17 protein-coding genes are annotated in these 18,483 nt (G+C 48.6%); 13 read left to right on the top strand and 4 right to left on the bottom strand.

All coding sequences use genetic code 11. From position 1 onward, the window contains the following. Positions 1–127 precede the first annotated feature (127 nt). The 5 genes from SGI97_02720 (at position 128) to SGI97_02700 (ending at position 5,120) form a co-directional block, all read left to right on the top strand. On the top strand, positions 128–643 hold the full coding sequence (locus SGI97_02720; protein ID MDZ4722808.1) for an OmpA family protein: 516 nt from the start codon (positions 128–130) through the stop codon (positions 641–643). Positions 644–662: 19 nt separating this feature from the next. Then, positions 663–1,421, top strand: coding sequence for a tol-pal system protein YbgF (gene ybgF, locus SGI97_02715; protein MDZ4722807.1), 759 nt, complete (start codon positions 663–665; stop codon positions 1,419–1,421). A gap of 12 nt (positions 1,422–1,433) precedes the next feature. Beyond that, the gene (locus SGI97_02710; protein MDZ4722806.1) at positions 1,434–1,949 is read left to right on the top strand and encodes a hypothetical protein; all 516 of its coding nucleotides are present in this window, start codon (positions 1,434–1,436) and stop codon (positions 1,947–1,949) included. Between the two features lie 85 nt (positions 1,950–2,034). Then, the gene (gene ligA / locus SGI97_02705) at positions 2,035–4,044 is read left to right on the top strand and encodes an NAD-dependent DNA ligase LigA (protein MDZ4722805.1); all 2,010 of its coding nucleotides are present in this window, start codon (positions 2,035–2,037) and stop codon (positions 4,042–4,044) included. Between the two features lie 65 nt (positions 4,045–4,109). After that, positions 4,110–5,120, top strand: a complete 1,011-nt coding sequence (locus SGI97_02700) for a tRNA-dihydrouridine synthase (protein ID MDZ4722804.1) — start codon at positions 4,110–4,112, stop codon at positions 5,118–5,120. A 218-nt stretch (positions 5,121–5,338) separates the two neighbouring features. On the opposite strand, the gene SGI97_02695 is transcribed toward SGI97_02700, so the two are convergent. Beyond that, the gene (locus SGI97_02695) at positions 5,339–5,677 is read right to left on the bottom strand and encodes a hypothetical protein (protein ID MDZ4722803.1); all 339 of its coding nucleotides are present in this window, start codon (positions 5,675–5,677) and stop codon (positions 5,339–5,341) included. A gap of 157 nt (positions 5,678–5,834) precedes the next feature. Beyond that, the gene (locus SGI97_02690; protein ID MDZ4722802.1) at positions 5,835–6,236 is read right to left on the bottom strand and encodes a response regulator; all 402 of its coding nucleotides are present in this window, start codon (positions 6,234–6,236) and stop codon (positions 5,835–5,837) included. Positions 6,237–6,443: 207 nt separating this feature from the next. On the opposite strand from SGI97_02690, the gene smpB reads away from it, so the two are divergent. The 5 genes from smpB to SGI97_02665 all read left to right on the top strand — a co-directional run bounded on the left by smpB (position 6,444) and on the right by SGI97_02665 (position 10,966). After that, positions 6,444–6,893: an SsrA-binding protein SmpB gene (smpB, locus tag SGI97_02685; GenBank protein MDZ4722801.1), complete on the top strand. Its 450-nt coding sequence runs from the start codon at positions 6,444–6,446 to the stop codon at positions 6,891–6,893. Beyond that, positions 6,890–8,389: an N-acetylmuramoyl-L-alanine amidase gene (locus tag SGI97_02680; GenBank protein ID MDZ4722800.1), complete on the top strand. Its 1,500-nt coding sequence runs from the start codon at positions 6,890–6,892 to the stop codon at positions 8,387–8,389. The genes smpB and SGI97_02680 overlap by 4 nt, the downstream gene beginning before the upstream one ends. A gap of 34 nt (positions 8,390–8,423) precedes the next feature. Next, positions 8,424–9,269 carry a glutamate racemase gene (murI, locus tag SGI97_02675; protein ID MDZ4722799.1) on the top strand — a complete coding sequence of 282 codons (846 nt, stop codon included), beginning with the start codon at positions 8,424–8,426 and terminating at the stop codon, positions 9,267–9,269. 15 nt (positions 9,270–9,284) lie between these two features. After that, the gene (locus SGI97_02670; protein MDZ4722798.1) at positions 9,285–9,884 is read left to right on the top strand and encodes an XTP/dITP diphosphatase; all 600 of its coding nucleotides are present in this window, start codon (positions 9,285–9,287) and stop codon (positions 9,882–9,884) included. 119 nt (positions 9,885–10,003) lie between these two features. Next, entirely contained in the window at positions 10,004–10,966 is a 963-nt protein-coding gene (locus SGI97_02665; protein ID MDZ4722797.1) for an electron transfer flavoprotein subunit alpha/FixB family protein, read from the top strand. 4 nt (positions 10,967–10,970) lie between these two features. On the opposite strand, the gene SGI97_02660 is transcribed toward SGI97_02665, so the two are convergent. Continuing rightward, positions 10,971–12,584, bottom strand: a complete 1,614-nt coding sequence (locus SGI97_02660; protein ID MDZ4722796.1) for a PKD domain-containing protein — start codon at positions 12,582–12,584, stop codon at positions 10,971–10,973. A gap of 249 nt (positions 12,585–12,833) precedes the next feature. Here SGI97_02660 and SGI97_02655 point away from each other — a divergent pair, with 249 nt between their 5' ends. From SGI97_02655 to SGI97_02645, 3 genes are read left to right on the top strand one after another with little or no spacing between them, the layout of a single operon-like run. Continuing rightward, the gene (locus SGI97_02655; protein MDZ4722795.1) at positions 12,834–15,473 is read left to right on the top strand and encodes a hypothetical protein; all 2,640 of its coding nucleotides are present in this window, start codon (positions 12,834–12,836) and stop codon (positions 15,471–15,473) included. Next, entirely contained in the window at positions 15,470–16,486 is a 1,017-nt protein-coding gene (locus tag SGI97_02650) for a PorV/PorQ family protein (GenBank protein ID MDZ4722794.1), read from the top strand. The genes SGI97_02655 and SGI97_02650 overlap by 4 nt, the downstream gene beginning before the upstream one ends. 14 nt (positions 16,487–16,500) lie before the next feature. After that, positions 16,501–17,406 carry a PorV/PorQ family protein gene (locus SGI97_02645; protein MDZ4722793.1) on the top strand — a complete coding sequence of 302 codons (906 nt, stop codon included), beginning with the start codon at positions 16,501–16,503 and terminating at the stop codon, positions 17,404–17,406. A 292-nt stretch (positions 17,407–17,698) separates the two neighbouring features. Here SGI97_02645 and SGI97_02640 read toward each other — a convergent pair whose 3' ends face one another. Beyond that, positions 17,699–18,058 (bottom strand): DUF3303 family protein, encoded by a 360-nt coding sequence (locus tag SGI97_02640; protein ID MDZ4722792.1) that lies wholly within the window; start codon positions 18,056–18,058, stop codon positions 17,699–17,701. Positions 18,059–18,483 lie beyond the last annotated feature (425 nt).

The following is an 18,483-nucleotide window of genomic DNA, read 5'->3' as shown; positions in this document are numbered from 1 at the left end:
TTGAAGCAAAGGCGATAAAAATATCCTGTTTTTATTGTTGACCTTGATAAATCTCCTATGTTACTTTCGTCCAGTTTGTTAGAAATAAAGGCTACTTTAAATCCCTTAAGGGAGGAATAGAGAAGAAATGAAGAAGACATTACTAACCGTACTCCTGCTTGCTGTGGCCATTGTTGCCAGCAATTGTGGCAAACCCAAGCCCACCGTTGAGGAAACCACGACCACAACACCTCGCACCGAGACGCCCACTCCTGTCGACACGACATCTCGTCCTGTCGAACCACCAGTTCAGCCTTCACTACAGGAGAGCCAGTTCCAGACCGTCTATTTTGATTTTGACCAGTTTAATCTTCGCTCGGACGCCCGTGCCGCCCTCGATGCCAACTACCAACTGCTGACAGAATTCCCCGATGTTATTGTGCGTATCGAAGGTCATTGCGATGAGCGAGGTACTGTTGAATACAACCTTTCACTTGGCGAAAAACGCGCCCGTTCTGCAATGGATTATCTTGTAGGACGCGGGTTATCAGCCAACCGCGCTTCAGTCATCTCCTACGGCAAAGAGCGCGCAAAAATTCAGGGCAGCAATGAAGACGCCTGGGCAAAAAACCGACGTAGCGAATTTACCATTGCCTCACGTTAGGATTATGAGTATAACCGGTATGAAATCCCGCACAAAGTCAACCCAAACCGCCACGTTACTAATCGTGGCGGTTGTTGGTGTGGGCGCATTGCTCCCCGGTTGTGTCACCAAAAGGGATATTGACCAGGTCAATACCAGGCTTGACACCATTGAAATTCAGAACCGAAGGACCGAACATCTTATCGCCCGCATGGATTCAATTATTTCGGCAGGTGCGACTGCCAACGACCAGATGCGGACAGACATCCGGGTCAGCACCGATGAACTTGGCCGTCAAATCCAGTCTCTGCTTGATAATATGAATGATTTGACATCGCAACTTGCCAAGATGAACCGCACACAGACAATCAAACTTCCTCCGACAAGCTCCGGACAGACAGATACTGCGAGTCAGCAAGGTTCAGCCCGGTGCGATGGTATGTACGACGATGCTTTTGTTTTAGTTCGAAAGGGTGAATATAATTCGGCAATCGAAGGCTTTCGCAATTTTCTGCGTGATTGTACGAACCACCAGAACACCGAAAATGCCTACTACTGGATTGGCGAGTGCTTTTACTCAACTGAGAAATATAACGAAGCCGTGACCGAATTTGAATACCTGCTTGCCAATTTCAAAAATTCGGCTAATATCGGCCGCACACTTTATAAGCTCGGGCGTTCTCAGCAGGAGATTGGCAATAAGGACGAGGCCAAGAAACAGTACCAGCGTCTTGTTAAAGATTTCAGCGGAACATTGGAAGCAGAACAGGCAAAAGAGCGGCTCAAAGACCTCAAGTAGCCGATAAAGAATATGCCGTTAGAGACGGTCAGATTAAATATCGATACTCCGGCCGGGCAGTTAATGCCAAGTCGGGGGTTTTATCAGTTGGAGGAAGACTCCCTCTATGTCCAGATCGGCCCTTTCGACGTCCAGCACCGCTTCTTCTCTTTCTTGGAGGCGGAGACGGTTCGTTTTGACCTCGATAAGAAAGGTGAACTAATATTTATTGAGGTCTCGCTCCCCCGCAGACGCTGGACAGTTGATTCCAATCTCATACTGCCGGCTGAATCCTTGCCGGCCGATATTCGATGGCTTGATTTTCGTCAGTCAATAATCGAACCTAAACTGATTACAAATGATAAGCACAGCATTCTTTGCATATCACTTTCCGATACACCAGCCAAAACATCTTTCAACCTTGCTCAGTCTGTCATCGTCCAGACCGATGGTGAAAATCATCTTCATTCAGTTTGGGTAACAGACATCGTGGATGATCTCGCCGGCAAAGAGATCGCGGCTTTCCGCAAAGGTCTCGCTAAGCATTAACCTGTCGGATTTTTCAACTCGCACAGTTTATCCCGAAGCCTAAGGCAGCCTTGACCTGCCCGAATTGAATATATAACTTTCCGATATGCCCATTCTTGATAAAGCGACTCAGGATGAATACGCACACCTCAAAAAAGAAATCGAGCGTCACAGCCATCTTTACTATGTGAGTGACAAACCGGAAATAAGCGACACGAAATTTGACAAACTCTTTGACCGTCTGCTTGCCATAGAAAAGGATCATCCTGACCTCATAACATCCGATTCCCCGAGTCAGCGAGTCGGCGCAACCCCCTCAAAAAAGTTCGCGCCCTTTCGGCACCGCGCCGCAATGCTGTCGCTTCAGAAGGTAACGACCATACAGGAGTTTATAGAATTTGACCGCCGGGTTCGCGAGGGACTTGAGTCGAAAACAGAAATCGAATACTTCACCGAGCCGAAACTCGACGGGCTGGCTGTCGAACTCATTTACGAAGATGGGCTTTTTGTCGCTGGCGGAACACGAGGGGACGGAACTTCGGGCGAGGATATCACGCCAAATCTTCGCACGATAAAAAATATCCCTCTGCGGTTATCTGAAGAGACGTCTACGCGATTTCCGCTGCTTGAGGTGCGCGGCGAAGTTATCATGCGAAAATCAGCATTTGAAAAGTTAAATCGAAAGCAGACTGAAGCCGGTCTACCGCCTTTGGCAAATCCAAGAAACGGCGCCGCAGGTTCGCTTCGCCAACTTGACCCAAAAATAACGGCCTCCCGGCCGCTCGCATTTTATGCCTATGGCATTTCCGAAACTGAATATGAGGATCTGCCGTCACAGAGAGAAACTATGCAGTTTCTCCTCAAGGAAAGATTCCTTGTGAATGAAAGCGCGGCAACCGCGACCGGAACTGACGAAGTCCGGCTGAGGTTCGAAGTGTTGGAAAAGTTACGTACTTCGCTTGATTTTGAAATTGACGGCATGGTTGTCAAGGTTGACCGCTTTCGTTCACAGGAAATTTTGGGGCAGGTTTCTCACGCGCCACGCTGGGCGGTGGCATGGAAATTCACCGCGGAGCTTGCAGAAACGACTCTTATTGGGTTGGAATTCTCCGTCGGACGCACCGGTGCCATAACACCTGTGGCATTGCTCAAACCGGTCAGAGTTTCTGGTGTAACTGTTTCAAATGCCTCGCTTCACAACGAAGACGAACTCACACGGCTCGACATCCGAATCGGAGATACAGTCGTCATTCGACGTGCCGGAGATGTAATTCCTGAAGTCATGGAAGTCATTGTCGATAAGCGGCCGGACCGCGCCAAGCGGGTCAAATATCCAGAAGTCTGTCCCTCATGCCGCGAAGCCATTTCCCGCACCGAAGGCGAAGCCGCCTACCGCTGTTTCAATGCGGCGTGCCCGGCCCAGCTCGAAGGAAAACTCTATCATTTTGCCTCCCAAGGCGGCTTTGACATTGAAGGCTTTGGAGACAAAATTGCCCAACAGATTATTGCAAGAGAGTTGGTCCAAGACCCATCTGATATTTTCTGCCTGACCAAAGATCAGTTGCTCACAATGGACTTAATGGCCGACAAGCGGGCGCAAAATCTTCTGGACGCTATCGATCGAGCTAAAAAGGTCGAACTCCCGAAACTCATCTATTCTTTTGGGATAATTGGAGTTGGTGAGTCAGTCGCAAAATTGCTTGCGGATAATTTTGGGGATTTTGATACTCTATATTCAGCCTCTCTGCATACCCTTGAAGAGATTCAGGGAATTGGGCCGACCATTGCCGCCAATATAGTGCAGTTCTTCTCCCTTGCCGGAAATAAACGAATGATTGAAAATCTCAAAAAATCAGGGGTTACCTTCAGCCCGTACAAATCAAAGTCCTCCGGCGGCAAACTCGAAGGGAAGACATTTGTCATCACCGGGACACTTTCACAGCCGCGAAATCATTTCAAGAAACTTATCGAAAACAACGGCGGCCATGTTGCCGGCTCAGTTTCCAAGGCTACAAGTTTTCTGCTTGCCGGAAGCGATGCCGGCTCAAAATTGGATAACGCCAAAAAACTCGGAATCCCTATTCTCGACGAAGACAGTCTCAATAGCCTTCTTTGATTCCCTCAACTATCGCCTTCAGATACATATTTGGAAAACTTCTCGACAGTAGTATATTAGCGGCCATGGAAACTGAATCCCGAGTGTATGGTTTTTGGAAACAACTCAAGGCGCCTATTTTTGCAATGGCTCCTATGGCAGACGTTACCGATGCGGCTTTTCGAGAGATAATTGCCCGTCGAGGCAAGCCAGATGTTTTCTTTACTGAGTTTGTCGCGGTCGATGGCCTCTGCTCTGCTGGACGCCCTAATTTGCTCAAAAGTCTTATGTACCATGAATCCGAACGGCCGATAGTGGCTCAATTTTTCGGAGAAAAACCTAAACATTTCTACGAAACCGCTCAATTGGCGGTGGAACTTGGGTTCGATGGGATTGACCTCAATATGGGCTGTCCGGTCAGAACTGTTACCAAAACCGGTTCTGGCGCGGCGCTTATAAAAACGCCAGGGCTTGCCAAAGAGATAATTGTCGCAACTCAGGAAGGGGCTGGTAACCTCCCGGTATCAATAAAAACCCGTATAGGTTTCAGCAAAATTGCGCTCGAAGATTGGGTGGGGCATTTGCTCGAAACAAAACCGGCGGCAATTACCCTGCATCTTCGGACCGCAAAAGAGATGTCGCTTGTTGACGCCCATTGGGAATTGATCTCTCAGGCCGTGCGGGCAGTCCAGGGAACCGGCACAATATTGCTTGGGAACGGCGATGTGAAATCCATTGCCGAAGCCGAGGAGCTTGTGAAGACAACTGGTATTGACGGTGTGATGCTTGGTCGGGCTATTTATGGCAATCCGTGGTTGTTCAATCGCTCTATCAATCCAGAAGATATTACTGTCGAAGAAAAGTTCAGCGCCATGATAGAGCACGCTCATCTTTTTGAATCAATTTTTCAGGGGCATAAAAATTTCGCGATGATGAGGAAACACCTTCGTTCGTACGCCTCCGGTTTTGCCGGCTCAAAAGAATTGCGTGTGAGTTTCGAGCAGGTTAACTCGGCTCTTGAGGTCAGAGACTGCATCGATTTGGCCCGCCACCGTATGGAACAGACTTTGTCGGTGCAGTCCGTAGTCTCGGCCTGATTGCCAGCTTTCTCCTGACATTTTCCGATATTCGCAGGTCGACGCTGACCTACAATTCTCCGCAATGACGTATCGGGGAATTTGTGGCTGGTGTACGTCCCTGTGCACCAGCCTTTATACCAGTGCAGGGCAGAGACGCCCCACACGAAAGTTCAAAGAGAAATTGCTTTAATACATCTTCGCGCGGCCCGCCGCGGCGGGCTGTCGCGCGCTAGATATCACGAAATGGGGCGTCTGTTAATCTTCTCCGCCAGTTCCGATACTGTCTTAATCAAGGCATCCACTTTCGCTTCAAGCCTATCCAGATCACTCTTTTTCGCCCAATGAAGTTCATCTGCGAGTTTTGTCGCAGTCTTTTCAGCCCCTTCCTTTACTTTGGCAGTAAAATCCGAGGTCGACTGGCCAGCCCTCTCAAGTAGTTCAATCATGGCCTTTTTGCGATCTGACTGATCGAGTTCACCCTTGGCGATAAGTTCATCGATAATCTTCTCAGCCTTGGCTTTCGTTATCTCAAAAGCCCCAATCGAGGCCAATACTGTTTTCTTTAATATGGACATCAAAATCTTCTCCTATCCTTCCTAAAAAAAATTCATTCCACCTTATTATATATTGAAACAGGTAAAAAACACGAGAGTTCGCTATAAACGAGCAAAGATCTGAATCTGCTGGAGCGGGAAGGTAAAGAAGGATTTTAGGAATCGGACGTCAAAAAAACTAGTAGCGGCTGGTCGACATGATAACAATATTGACAATTTCAAGCAGCCGTTCGCATGAAAAAGGCTTCTTTATAAACATATCGCCGCCGACTTTGAACGATCGTCCCATATCGTCGTTGCGGTCTTTTCCGGTGAGAAATATTACCGGAATATGCGCAAGAAGCGGGTCTTTTTTGATTTCTTTGCAGGTATCGTATCCATCGGCGCCGGGCATCATAATATCAAGCAGGATAACATCAGGGCAAAGTTTACGGGCCGCTTCAACAGCGTTCCCGGAGCTGTTTTCTACGCCTACCATGTAGCCGGATTCGGTCAGAAACGTCGCGACTATTTCGGTGATCTCGGGTTCATCGTCAATTATTAAAACTTTTGCCGTTCCAACTTTGATCTTATGAGACATGATAAGCCTTTCGCCCGATGCACTCGTTCTATACTCTTTAGCACTATGAACTAATGAGAAGTATCGACAATCCAAATATTTTCTTAACTTCTTAAAAGCATTGATACAGACAGCAGTTTTTGACAATATGCGATTGTTCGAATCATTTTGTTTGCCCCGCAAAGCTCATCGGCGTATCCTTGCTGGGTGGATAAACCTAAAGAAGACATGGTCTTTGTTGCCAGAAACCGAAAAGCAAGGTATGACTTCGCTGTCTCCGAGACAATCGAGGCCGGTATCGAACTAAAAGGGAGCGAGGTCAAATCGATCCGCGAGGGAAAGCTCAACCTGGCCGATGCCTATGCCATTGTCGAAGGAAATCAGGTGATTTTACGGAACCTGCATATAACACCCTATAAGATGTCCGGAGAACCGCTCGACCCTGACCGCCCTCGGCGGCTGTTATTGCACAAACGGGAGATCGTGAAACTTTCGGTGAAAACACTGCAACGCGGTTTGACACTTATTCCGCTCGCTCTTTACTTTAGAGGAAAGCGGTTGAAGATTGAACTGGGATTGGCTGTAGGGCGTAAAAAGTACGACAAGCGGCAGGTTATTGCCGAAGCCGAAGCCAAGCGAAGAATTGACCGGGCGAAACGAAGGGATCTCGATCATTGAGTTTTCATAAGGCATTTGCCCTCTTTGTTACCCCTGCCCTGGTGTTCCTGCTTATTCTTGGCTGTCTCGCACCGACATCGGCTAAGGTAAAAGTTTCCATCGCCGGCAGTTACGAGGAAGTCGAGAGCACAACCGAAAACGGCATCCAGTATGTCTCGCTCTCTCAACTGGCCCAAACCCTCGGCGGGTCGCTCGATTGGGAAATTATCGGCCACCAGATAAGTTACACCCATGACGAATTCCGCTTCGATTTTGTTATAGCCTCACCTTACTTCACGCTAAACGACAGCATCTTCAATATGACCTATGGCGCAATTGTGAAAAACGGTCAGCTTTTCGTGCCTGTCGAGACCTTTCTTCCCTATCTGGATAAGGCGGCTGTCGAAGAGATCGACTGGGATGAATCCACCCATGCGGTGCTTGTCGACCCGAACGGTTTCGATGCAACAGATCTGTCTGTGTCGATCAAGGCTAATGGCGTTCTCGTCGAGATATTTCTCAGCAAACCGGTCGGTTATGATATTTTCGTCACCGAAGGCAACTGGGTGAATGTCTCACTGCGCGACTGCAGAATAAACTCCGAGCGAATAATCTCTCGAAAAGACCCGCGTCTCATGTATAAAATTTCAACTCACCAGGAAGGGACCACCGGTCAGATATCGATGCAATTCAAGAAGCCAATCGATCAGTGGCACCATAAATTAGTCGAGGAGCCGCTTCGGATTCAGATTTCGATCCCCGATCAAAGTTTTGAAATTGAAACAGTCGACAATAACCCGGTAGGGCCGGATGAACTGGTTGATGCCGTCGTTATCGATGCTGGACATGGAGGCTCTGACTACGGCGCGATTGGCCGCAATGGGACACGTGAGAAAGATGTGACGCTGGCCATAGCCAAAGAGCTTGCGACAAAATTTAGGCGCGAAAAATCGATAAAAGTGATCATGACTCGCGAGTCCGATAAAACAGTCTCATTGGAAGAACGGGCATCAATTGCGAACAAAGCCGGAGCGGATCTTTTCATCTCGATCCATGCCAACGCGAGCCCCAAAGCGCAGGCGCGGGGATGGAACGTTTTTTTTCTCGCCCCGGCCAAAAATGATTCTGCCCGGGCGGTAGCGCAGTTGGAAAACAGCTATTTCCTGCGTGAGAAAACACTCAACGATGAAGACCTGCCTGACACCGATTCGGACGATCCGGTACTCTCTATTCTCAACGAGATGATAATGACCGAATTTCAGGCAGAATCCCAGGATTTCGCCCTTATGCTCGACAGGGAGATGCGCAAGAATCTTGATATCCCGGCGCGTGGGGTAGACCAAGCCGGGTTTTTTGTGCTGAACAAAATCTTTATGCCTTCTCTCCTTGTTGAAAGCGCGTTCATTTCCAACACCTCAGAGGAGCGTATGCTTAAAGACAGAAAATTCCAAACCCAGATCGCGCAAAGTATTTATGACGCCGTTCTTCGCTTTAAAGGAAAATACGAGCAAAAGTAAATTCTTTGATTAAGGCCTTCACAATAGATTACCTATGAATCAAAAACTTGGCAATGAAACAGCCAGCGACCCGATTGGAATATTCGACAGCGGTGTCGGCGGCTTGACAGTGGCCCGCGAGGTCTTCAACCTACTGCCCTATGAACATGTCGTCTACTTTGGCGATGTCGGACGTTCGCCGTATGGAGGCCGCTCTCGCGAGATTATCACACAGTTTACAATTCAGGATGTGGCCTTTCTCCAGGAACACAAAGTCAAATATATAATCTGCGCCTGCAATACCGTCTCTGCCGTTGCCTTTGACGAAGTGCAAAAAAAATATAATATCCCGATGATCGGGGTGATATCCCCCGGGGCAAAAGCCGCAGTCGCACAGACAAAAAATGGACGAATCGGCGTTATCGGCACCCATGCCACAATCAACTCCGACGCTTATGCCAAGACTATTCGTGAGCTAAATCCCTCGCTCAAAGTTTTTTCTCTGGCCTGTCCGCTCTTTGTCCCTTTGGCCGAAGAAGGCTATATCGATCAGGAAGCGACATATCTCATCGCCAAAGATTATCTTCAGACGATGCATGATGTTGGGATCGATACTTTGATACTTGGATGCACCCACTATCCTTTGCTCAGAAAAGTTATAGCCGATGTCATGGGCGACAAAGTTACCCTCATCGACAGCGGCCAGGAAACAGCCCGTGTCGCGCAAAGTGTGATGCAGGAGAAAAATCTGCTCCGGAACGAGAATGAAGGCTCAGGCAAACGGAACGGTGAGCACCAATATTTTGTCTCCGATGTCCCTGAAAAATTCTCGCAGGTGGCCTCACGATTTCTTGGCCGTCTTGTTGATAGAATAACCAGAGTCGATATCAGCCGTTATTAGTTCTCAGGACTTTTTGTGCAGCTTGTTCTTGCGACCAACAATGATGATAAAATCACTGAGATGAGACATCTCTTGGATGACCTTCCTGTCACAATTCTCACTCGCCATAATTTTCTTGAATTCCCCGACCCTGAAGAAACCGGCTCGACGCTTGTTGAAAATGCCCTGATTAAGGCTCGCGCCATTGCCGATTTTACAGGACTGCCATCGCTTGCCGATGACTCAGGGCTCGAAGTCGACGCTCTTAATGGTGCGCCGGGTCTGTTTTCATCCCGATATGCCGGCGAAAATGCGACGTATAGAGATAACTACAATAAATTACTTGTCTCTTTGGCGGGAATCCCGACCGGAAAGCGCACCGCGCGATTCCGCTGTGTTATCGCTCTGGCTTGGACACCGGATGATATCGAAACGATTTTGGGGACAGTCGAAGGCATAATTGCTGAAAAAGTTTTTGGCGTAGAAGGATTTGGATATGATCCGGTCTTTTTCTATCCCCCTTTTGACAAACGCTTCTCAGAAATGACGCTTGATGAGAAAAACCGTGTTTCGCACCGCGGCAAAGCCCTTACCCAAGCGCGCACAAAAATCATCGAGCGGCTCAATCGGACATAAATGTCGCCTCTGAGAGTTTTCGGATTTTCACGTAACTGATAGTTTTCGAAAACTCATTGCCCGATATGACCGCCCAGCCTATATTCCTCTTCTTGAAATTTTAGTGTGAAGGATATACAATGAATGTTTTACTTATAGCGCTTCAAAAAAACGGAAAACTAAACTCAGCATCGTTTGAACTTATCGAGGCCGCCCGCCCGCTGGGTGGGGCACTGTGCACTGCCATACTTTCTGACAATGCCGAGCCGCTGGCCAAAGAGCTTGCCTCCCGAGGCGGCGGCAAAGTCCTCTCAGTCTCTGATCCGGCATTGAAACATTTCAATGAAGAGATTTATACAAAGGCTATTGGGCACCTTATTGCAAAATATAAACCATCGGTCGTACTTGCCCCGGCAACATTTTATGGCCGCGCCCTTATCGCTCGGGTTGCGGGATTCAATGGCGGAGCGATGGCCTCCGAGATTACCGGGCTGGCGCTTGAGAATGGAGCGGTTGTCGCCACCCGGCCCAGTTATGGCGGGAGTGTCATTGCCAAAGTTTCGGCCACTGATTCCACAAAACCATTTTTTATTACGGTGCGTCCAAAAGTTTTTGCTGAATCAAAATCAGGAAGCGGCGAAGTTGTAAATGAGTCAATTGATGGCTCAACTTTGACCTCAAGAGCGGTCACCAAAGAAGTTCGAGTCGAATCAAGCGGCACACTGACCCTTGCCGAAGCCGATAGGATTGTTTCCGCCGGACGCGGAATTCGCGGCCCGGAGAATGTCGATTTGATCAAGGGACTTGCCGAATCGCTCAATGCCGCTTTCGGCTCTACACGCGCAGTAGTCGATGCTGGCTGGGTTCCGTACGCCCACCAAGTCGGCCAGACCGGACGCACAGTCAACCCAAAACTCTATGTGGCTGTGGGTATCTCAGGCGCTATCCAGCATCTCGTCGGAATGCAGTCCTCGCAAACGATTGTCGCAATCAATAAAGACAAAGACGCCCCAATTTTCAAAGTGGCGAGTTATGGTATCGTCGGTGATCTGTTTGAGATTGTGCCGGCCTTGACCAAAAAGTTCAAAGCCGAATTGGCTTAGATGGTTACGGAGCCGTAACTTTGATATAGCCAGTTCTCGTGAGAATGCTGGTATTGCATGGACTGGTGACTCGTAACTGAACTGTGTAGGTTCCGATATTCTGATAGATAATGATTGGATTCTGCAGACTCGACGTGTCGATAGCGGTCGTATCTCCAAAATCCCATTCCCATGAATCGATAGTACCAGTTGAGAGGTCTAAGAATGCCACATTCAATGGAGCTTTGCCGCTATCGACAGCCGCTGAAAAATTAGAGGCCACACTGTCAACTGTAATATAATTGGCTCTTGAAACCGAAGCCGACCCGAATTTCCCGGTGCCGGTTAGCGAGACGGTAAATATCCCTCTTTTATTATAGACATGCTTGACTGAATCTGCGGTCAGATTCGAGGAAACTGTTCCATCGCCAAACGCCCAGCTAAAGGTGGTCACATTGTTCGAGGAATCCGCCCTGAAAAGAACTGTATCATCAAAACAGACTGCGGTGTCGGATGCGCTGAAAGAGGACAACCGTGGCAGTGAATCATACCGTGTCAAAGATTCCCTCAGAATCTGTTCGGAGTAGGCGGCGTTATGCACTCCGCGTGAACCATCTTCTCTGAACATCAGATAATTATATAGAATTTGAGCCAGTCCGCGCGGAATAGCGGTGTCCTGTGGAATGAAGACAATTCCCATAGGATCAGACGGATCGAGGATTCCCTCCGCCCTAAGTAATATTTCAAGACTGTCCGCCAGAATCGCAATGGTATCCAATCGCTCGAATTGATAGAAGTCCTGGACGACCCGTGTCTTGCCCAGAGTACCAACATGACAGGCGGCGACATTGCAGTTTGCGACAAGCTGAGAGCCGCTTTCATCTTCAAGTCGGAACGTATGTTCCCCAAATGAGGCGCCAACTCCCTGACCAAAGTGACATGTCAGGCAACCGTCTCTGCCCAGAGTACTATCATGGCTGTTTTTTACAACTATGGTATCAAAGAGAAACGCGCTTCGGCCAATCAGCATGTTCGCCTGTGTGCTTGAGTGAGGGCCAAACCGATTATTTATCAAGGCAGAATTGGCGTTCAATATCGGGACAGTTGCCGCCTGATGACAGTGAACGCACATGTTCGACTTGGCGCCATCATATACTGATGCATCCTTGAGGACAACCTGAGCGGCATTCCCTCGAAGGGAATCGAGCGTCCAAGTACCGAAATTTCCGGTATGAGGAGAATGACAGGTAAAGCAATTTATCGTAGAGGGCTGACTCTGATTGGCTTGGGAACCAGTTTGAATAAAATCAACAAATCCATTACCGGAGTGACATATCGGACCGCAGGCGGCGGTGTTTTCAAAGTCGCCGTTAAAAAAGACAGTTGCCTCAAGGAGTTCTGTTGACGCATGGCGCGAGTTTTCCCACTGCTCTCTCGGCTGGACAATCTGAGAATCATCGGAATCAGTATGACAAGTCAAGCAGGCTTGGCCAAGGGTGGTGTCGATAACTGTCACCTGAGTTGTTTCAGTTACAAGTTTATCACAGCCGGAAACGATTATAAGTATGAGAATCAGGGGCAGACCGAGAAGAAAGCAAGGGAAGGCTTTATTCAAAAAAAAGGGTTCTATATTGCGCATCCGAATGCCAAAGTAGTCAAAATTGATACTTTAGTCAATGGCTTAATAGGCGAATTAGCTTGCCCCTGCCTCAAAAATTGACTACTTTGGATGCAAGACGTGAAAGAACTTTTGACTGCCAAAACTGACTATCCTTTTTTGCTGTTTCTCAATGAATATAGAGGAATCTTGAGGCGTTTTGATTCATTCCGTTCAACTTCGCCCACAGTACACCACAATCATAATTTATCAGGAAACAAATAAGTGAACATGAATCTGCGACATTTTATACGCGACTGTACCTTGGTCTTCTCCGCCGCAATTCTGGCTTCCCTGCCGTCTCAAAGTGACGGCGGAGAGCTTGCCCATCGATATGAACTTGTTGCCCCGCCCAAGAACGGACTGCTCTCAAATAGTGTCATCGATATTATTGAACACAACGGAGCCGTTTGGCTGGCTACCGGCAAAGGAATAAATTTCTCGAATAATAACGGGCTGTCTTGGCAATTCTATAACACCTCAAATGGCCTGGTAAGTGATAACGTCTCCGCCCTTTATTCATCCGGCAATCGCCTGTGGACAGGCACAAACCATGAAGAAACCGTCTCAAATCAATTGGTAACAGCTTCAGATGGAGTATCCTACACCGACAACGACGGCGATACATGGACGACTATTGACTTTAACTCAACGGGACAAAATATAAATTTTGTCACCGGGGGCAATCGGACGATTTTTGACATTACCGGCGCTAATAACAGACTCGAAGGGCCAAACAACGACTGGGTCTTTTTCGCGGCGTTTGCAGGCGGATTTTTGGCGTCCCGCGACGGCGGAATAAACTGGAGGCGAATTTTCCCTTCTACTGCGGACTCGGCTCAGTACTATGCCGGTGGCCAGCCGTCGCTTGAAAACAGGTATTTTTCTGCTGTCGCAGACACCACCCATCATGATTCACTCCTCGTCTGGACGGGTACGGCAGGCGGCGTATTTCAGTATGTCTTCTCTCCCAATGACAAAAAGCTTTATATAAGAGGCGTCAACCGATTAGCCGTTTGCGATAGCTGTTTAACTACAAACTCCCTCTTCCTTGGTGGAACCTCGGGAGTGGCAGTGGGCAGAAGAAGCGGATCGCCCTTTTTTACGAGAACTGTCGTTGACGGACTCCCCGGACCAAACGTGACTGCTATCATCCCCTTTGCCGATCGGCTCTTCGTCGGAACAAGCGACAATATCGCCGTCAACTCGACAGGTCTTGCGATCTCTGCCGACGGGGGAAACAGTTACAGTGTACCCTGGATTCAACCGGCTATTGGAACGAAGAGAATAATTTCTGATTTTGCCAGCATTGATAGTCGCCTCTACCTTGCCGGTCAGCAGAACGGGCTCCTTGTAACTGGTGACACCGGCAGTACATGGACTCGCATACTAATCGACTCAGCTCAAGCTGGATCAGCGGTGAATACCGTAAATGCGCTCAAGGCTCTTGGGGACACTTTGTATGTTGGGACGGACACCGGGTTTGCAGCGCTCTATCTGGATCCAGCCGGGTCAATTGACTCTCTTACAAGATTTGCATTTGTTGAGGACGCTAATGGCTCGACAAAAATAATTCGCATCGCAATCCAGCAGTTTTCTGATACCGCGACACCAACTCTGATCGATTCAACGGCTATCTGGCTTGTACATCGCCCCGCCACCGTGCTGGGTAACCCGACGGTTACATTCTCTCTGGACAGAGGCGCCAGTTTTATGCCTCGTATTGTTCCCCCTACAAACGATCTATCCTTTGTAGGTGATACAATATTTGTCCTGACCAATGTCGGAGTGCGATACTTTGTCTCACTGGCCGATGAGATCAACGACCCCTATACCATAATAGACAGTCTTGATGCGAGCCTTCGCTACACTCAAACCGATACCATAAATACAGGCATTGTCCTCGGAGATACCATCTATTTTGCCACGCAAAACGGCATTGCCATTTCAGTGAATCGGGGCAAAAAATATAAAATTCATAGGGCGAATTTCGATTCGCTCCGAGCCGATCAGACGCTCAACCATACCTTTGCCAACAGCGCTCGAATCGCCCCGGATACGACAATCGCATTCGGCATTTCAGGCGATTTCAATCCTGCAATCGGAGTGCAGTACAGGGGACCTGATTCTACGGCTGATATTTGGGTGTCGGGCCGGCCAGTCTCCAGTGGCGGGGATGGCATCTCACGAGGGCGGTTCAAATCAGCAATCGATTCGTCATCTGGCTTTGTAGACACATTAATGCGACTCGAATGGGATATTCAGTATGAAGAAGATTTTGCGTGGAATTTTGGATTTCGCAATGATACGATCTTCGCCGCAACAAATATCGGCCTGCTTCGCTATGTAGAAAACCGCGTGGGTAGTAAATGGGACACCATTCCGCTTGTGAATAGTACGACCAATGAGCCTTTGCTTGATCCGGAAACAGCCATTTTTGCGGCAGAGGTAATCGGAGACTATCTCTGGGTTGGCACTGGCGATGGCACAATCAGGATTCTCCTGACCGATACGGCGTTAACGGACCAGCGTCTCTTTGGCGTTGTCGATTCCACAACTCCCTCGAACGAAGTCTATGCCTACCCTGTGCCGTTCAGCCCAAGTCGCGGCGGGTCCATTGATTTTCATTTTACAGTAGAAAATGCTGGAAATGTCACGATCGAGGTTTATGATTTTGCAATGAATTTGGTCGCTCGGCCAATCGACAATTTGTTCTACTCCGCCGGAATATATCCCAACGGTTCATCTCAAGGTCGAACCTGGGATGGCCTCAATGGAAAGGGCGAGATTGTCGCAGTAGGTGTTTATTACTTTAAAGTTCTGACTGATTCCGGCGAACGCCGCTGGGGAAAATTGGCGGTGATTCCATGACCCGATCTACGTCTCGATTCATTCCGACTCGCAAGCTTGCCGCGCTCCTTATTGCTGCCGCTATCGTATCAAGCGCGACCGACATCCTTGGACAGGACGGCGATGGCGGCGATGCCGGAGCGTTTCTGCAAATTCCCGCAGGAGCGCGACCGACGGCAATGGGCGGAGCCTATCGATCAATCTCCGATGACGGCGCCGCGCCTCTTTTTAATCCGGCCGGATTGAATAATCTCAACAAACCTCTCCTGTCGACATCGTACCGCGCAATGCAGCTTGATAGAAAGCTGGGCTACCTTACTGTCGCTCTGCCTATTCAGGGACGCGCCGTCATCGGGTTCCAGTGGCTCTATGCCGGTTCAGGGTCGGTCATGGCGCGTGACGAAGATGGCATGGCTTTGGACCGCGAGATTAGCCAGAATACAAGCCAAATTTCAATTCTCTTCGCCAAGCGTTTCGAGAACTATCTCGCCGCAGGCGTAAATATTAGCTACCTGCATTCGGGTATGACAGAGATCTCCGCAAATAGTGTGGGCTTTGATTTTGGGGCTGTTCTCTATTTCGATTGGTTTGTTGATAGGGAAAAACGCGAGGATATGGCCATCAAAGATATCCAACTCGGCTTGCTGATAAAAAACATCGCCAAAACCTTCACCTGGAACAGCGAAAAATATAATCTCAAATACACAACTGGCGGTCTTGGGTTTGAGCAAAAAGATGCGATCCCTGTCGAAATCGGAATTGGTCTTTCATCGCGGTTTCTGAAGCGAAAACTGCTTTTGGCTTCGGACATATCAAAAAATGCCAAACAGGCTATCGTGCCGCATTTCGGCGCTGAATACTCGTTGAGTCCTGAGTTTGCCCTGCGTGCAGGCTATGGCGACGAGCGTCTGACCGCCGGCACCGGCTATGTCTTCCATATAGGCAAAAAACTACTGGCCATTGATTATGCCTTCAGTACCGACCGAGTTGATGAAGGTTCAGAACATATTTTTTCGTTCGACCTTCTCTTTTAGAGTGAAAGGAACCTATGACACGCTTCTTTCGTAATCTTGCGCTTTCATCCGTTTTAGTCATTACATGCTGTGGACAAACTCTCTTTGCTCAGGACGGTTTGGCGCTCATGAAAGTCGAGACAGCGGCAAGACCCGCGGGGCTTGGCGGGGCATTCGTTTCCCTCTCAGGCGATCCCGATGGCTCCATGTATAACCCCGCGCTGTCAGTCGGTATCTCAAAATTTACGGCATCATTCGGGCACAACACCTACTGGGAAGATATTGGACTCTCGAGCGGGCATTTTTCCTCCCCATTGAATGGGAAATTTTTCGTGCATGGCGGAATCCGCTATGCGTCAGTCGGCCACCTCGAAGCGCGGACATCGCCAACTGTGGCCCCTGATGCCGCATTTAGCTCTTACGATGCTTCGATAAAAACAGGACTGAGCTATGCCGTAACGGACAAGATTTCAGCTGGGTTTGCTCTGGGATGGTTTCTTGAAAAGATAGACATCTGGCGCGGCACGGCTTTCAATGTTGATTTTGGTATCCATGCCCGGGTCAATCCTTCTCTGGCAGTTGGGGCTTCAGCTACAAATCTTGGCTCTGAGCTCACTCTGACCAATGCCGGCCAGGAAAGTTCTCGCCCCATATCTTTGCCGACAACCTACCGGCTCGGCGGCTCCTACACCTACACTCGCTACTTGGGTTCGCTTGATATTGTCTCTGTTGACGATGATATACATCCTCACCTTGGGGTTGAAGCTCAGCTCAACGAAATGTTCAGCCTCCGCGGCGGATATATGGGCAATTATGATTCCAAGAATCTGTCGGCGGGCGTGTCATTCACAAAACGAAATCTGACCATTGACTACGCTTTCGTTCCATATTCGGATAATCTCGGTAGCGCGCATTTGTTCAATCTCTCCTTTGAACTCTGATTTTTTCAACTCCGATCTATGCGCTTTCAATTAAACAAGGCGTATATGTTTCTATGCCGGGTGGTGACAAGACTGTCCCGAAGGAAGCACAGTTTCACTGATCCCAAGATCACGCGGCACACCAGACACGCTTCTCTCATGCTCTAGGTTCAAACGCACCGCCTCAACTTTGAACTCACGTGTCATACTTCCGACGCTTCTGTTCTGACATCTGAACACCTCCGGATAGAAACATAACCCTATCCTTTTTCCGTGTCCACTAAACCCTGGCAAGGTCAGTAAGCTGCAATACTCACGCCCACTTTTTGATCGAAGCAGCAATGGCCGGGCCGGCTTTTTCGAGATCCTGTGGCAGCATCACTGGAATGAATTCAACGGCAGCATGCAGCCATTGAAACAGAGGTTCTGCAACAGCTGGGATTTGTGAGGCGTCCTCCATGTTTAAGACTATATAGCCGCCCCGACCCCCGTCCACGGCTGCGAAATATGCCGCTTCTGCTTTGAGATCCGATAATAGCTGTTTCATTTTTGATCCGAATTGTGGATCCTTTAACGTGGCATTTCCAGATTCAATAGGCCAAGAGAACTTAACAAGATACTTCATCGGTCTTCCTTTTTTAAGATGATGTGTGTCATCAAACCATTTGGACATGACGACCCTTCAAGTTAGAACTTACGTTGCCTCAAAGCAAGTGTTCTCAAGTCTTATGTAAGTCATTCCGTCTGGCGGGGGATACCATCCCCTGACAGTAGAGCCTGACGACACATGCATAATGTAATTCGCTTGGCTTTGAAGGTATTCCGCCTCCTGCCGGAAGTCCCCAAGCCTGCGAGATCTACATGGAACTCCGCCTAAATTAATTTAGGATTATTTTAAGTCTTAATGACAGTGGACTCTTGGTTTCAATCCCCTGCTCACCATGAATGCAACTTGTTACATTTGATGTGTTTACGCGCTTTTAATGCTGCTAAGTTCTTCAGTCTGGCGTTTCAGTATCAATCAAAATAATACTGGCATCCAGCAACTATATTCACTCGATCATTTCCTTTGATTGCTTTGTCTTTCTCTTCCTTAAG

The organism is Candidatus Zixiibacteriota bacterium (assembly GCA_034439475.1).
In the GTDB taxonomy this organism is placed as follows: Bacteria; Zixibacteria; MSB-5A5; order GN15; family FEB-12; genus JAWXAN01.
This window is presented reverse-complemented; position numbering and strand designations above follow the sequence as displayed.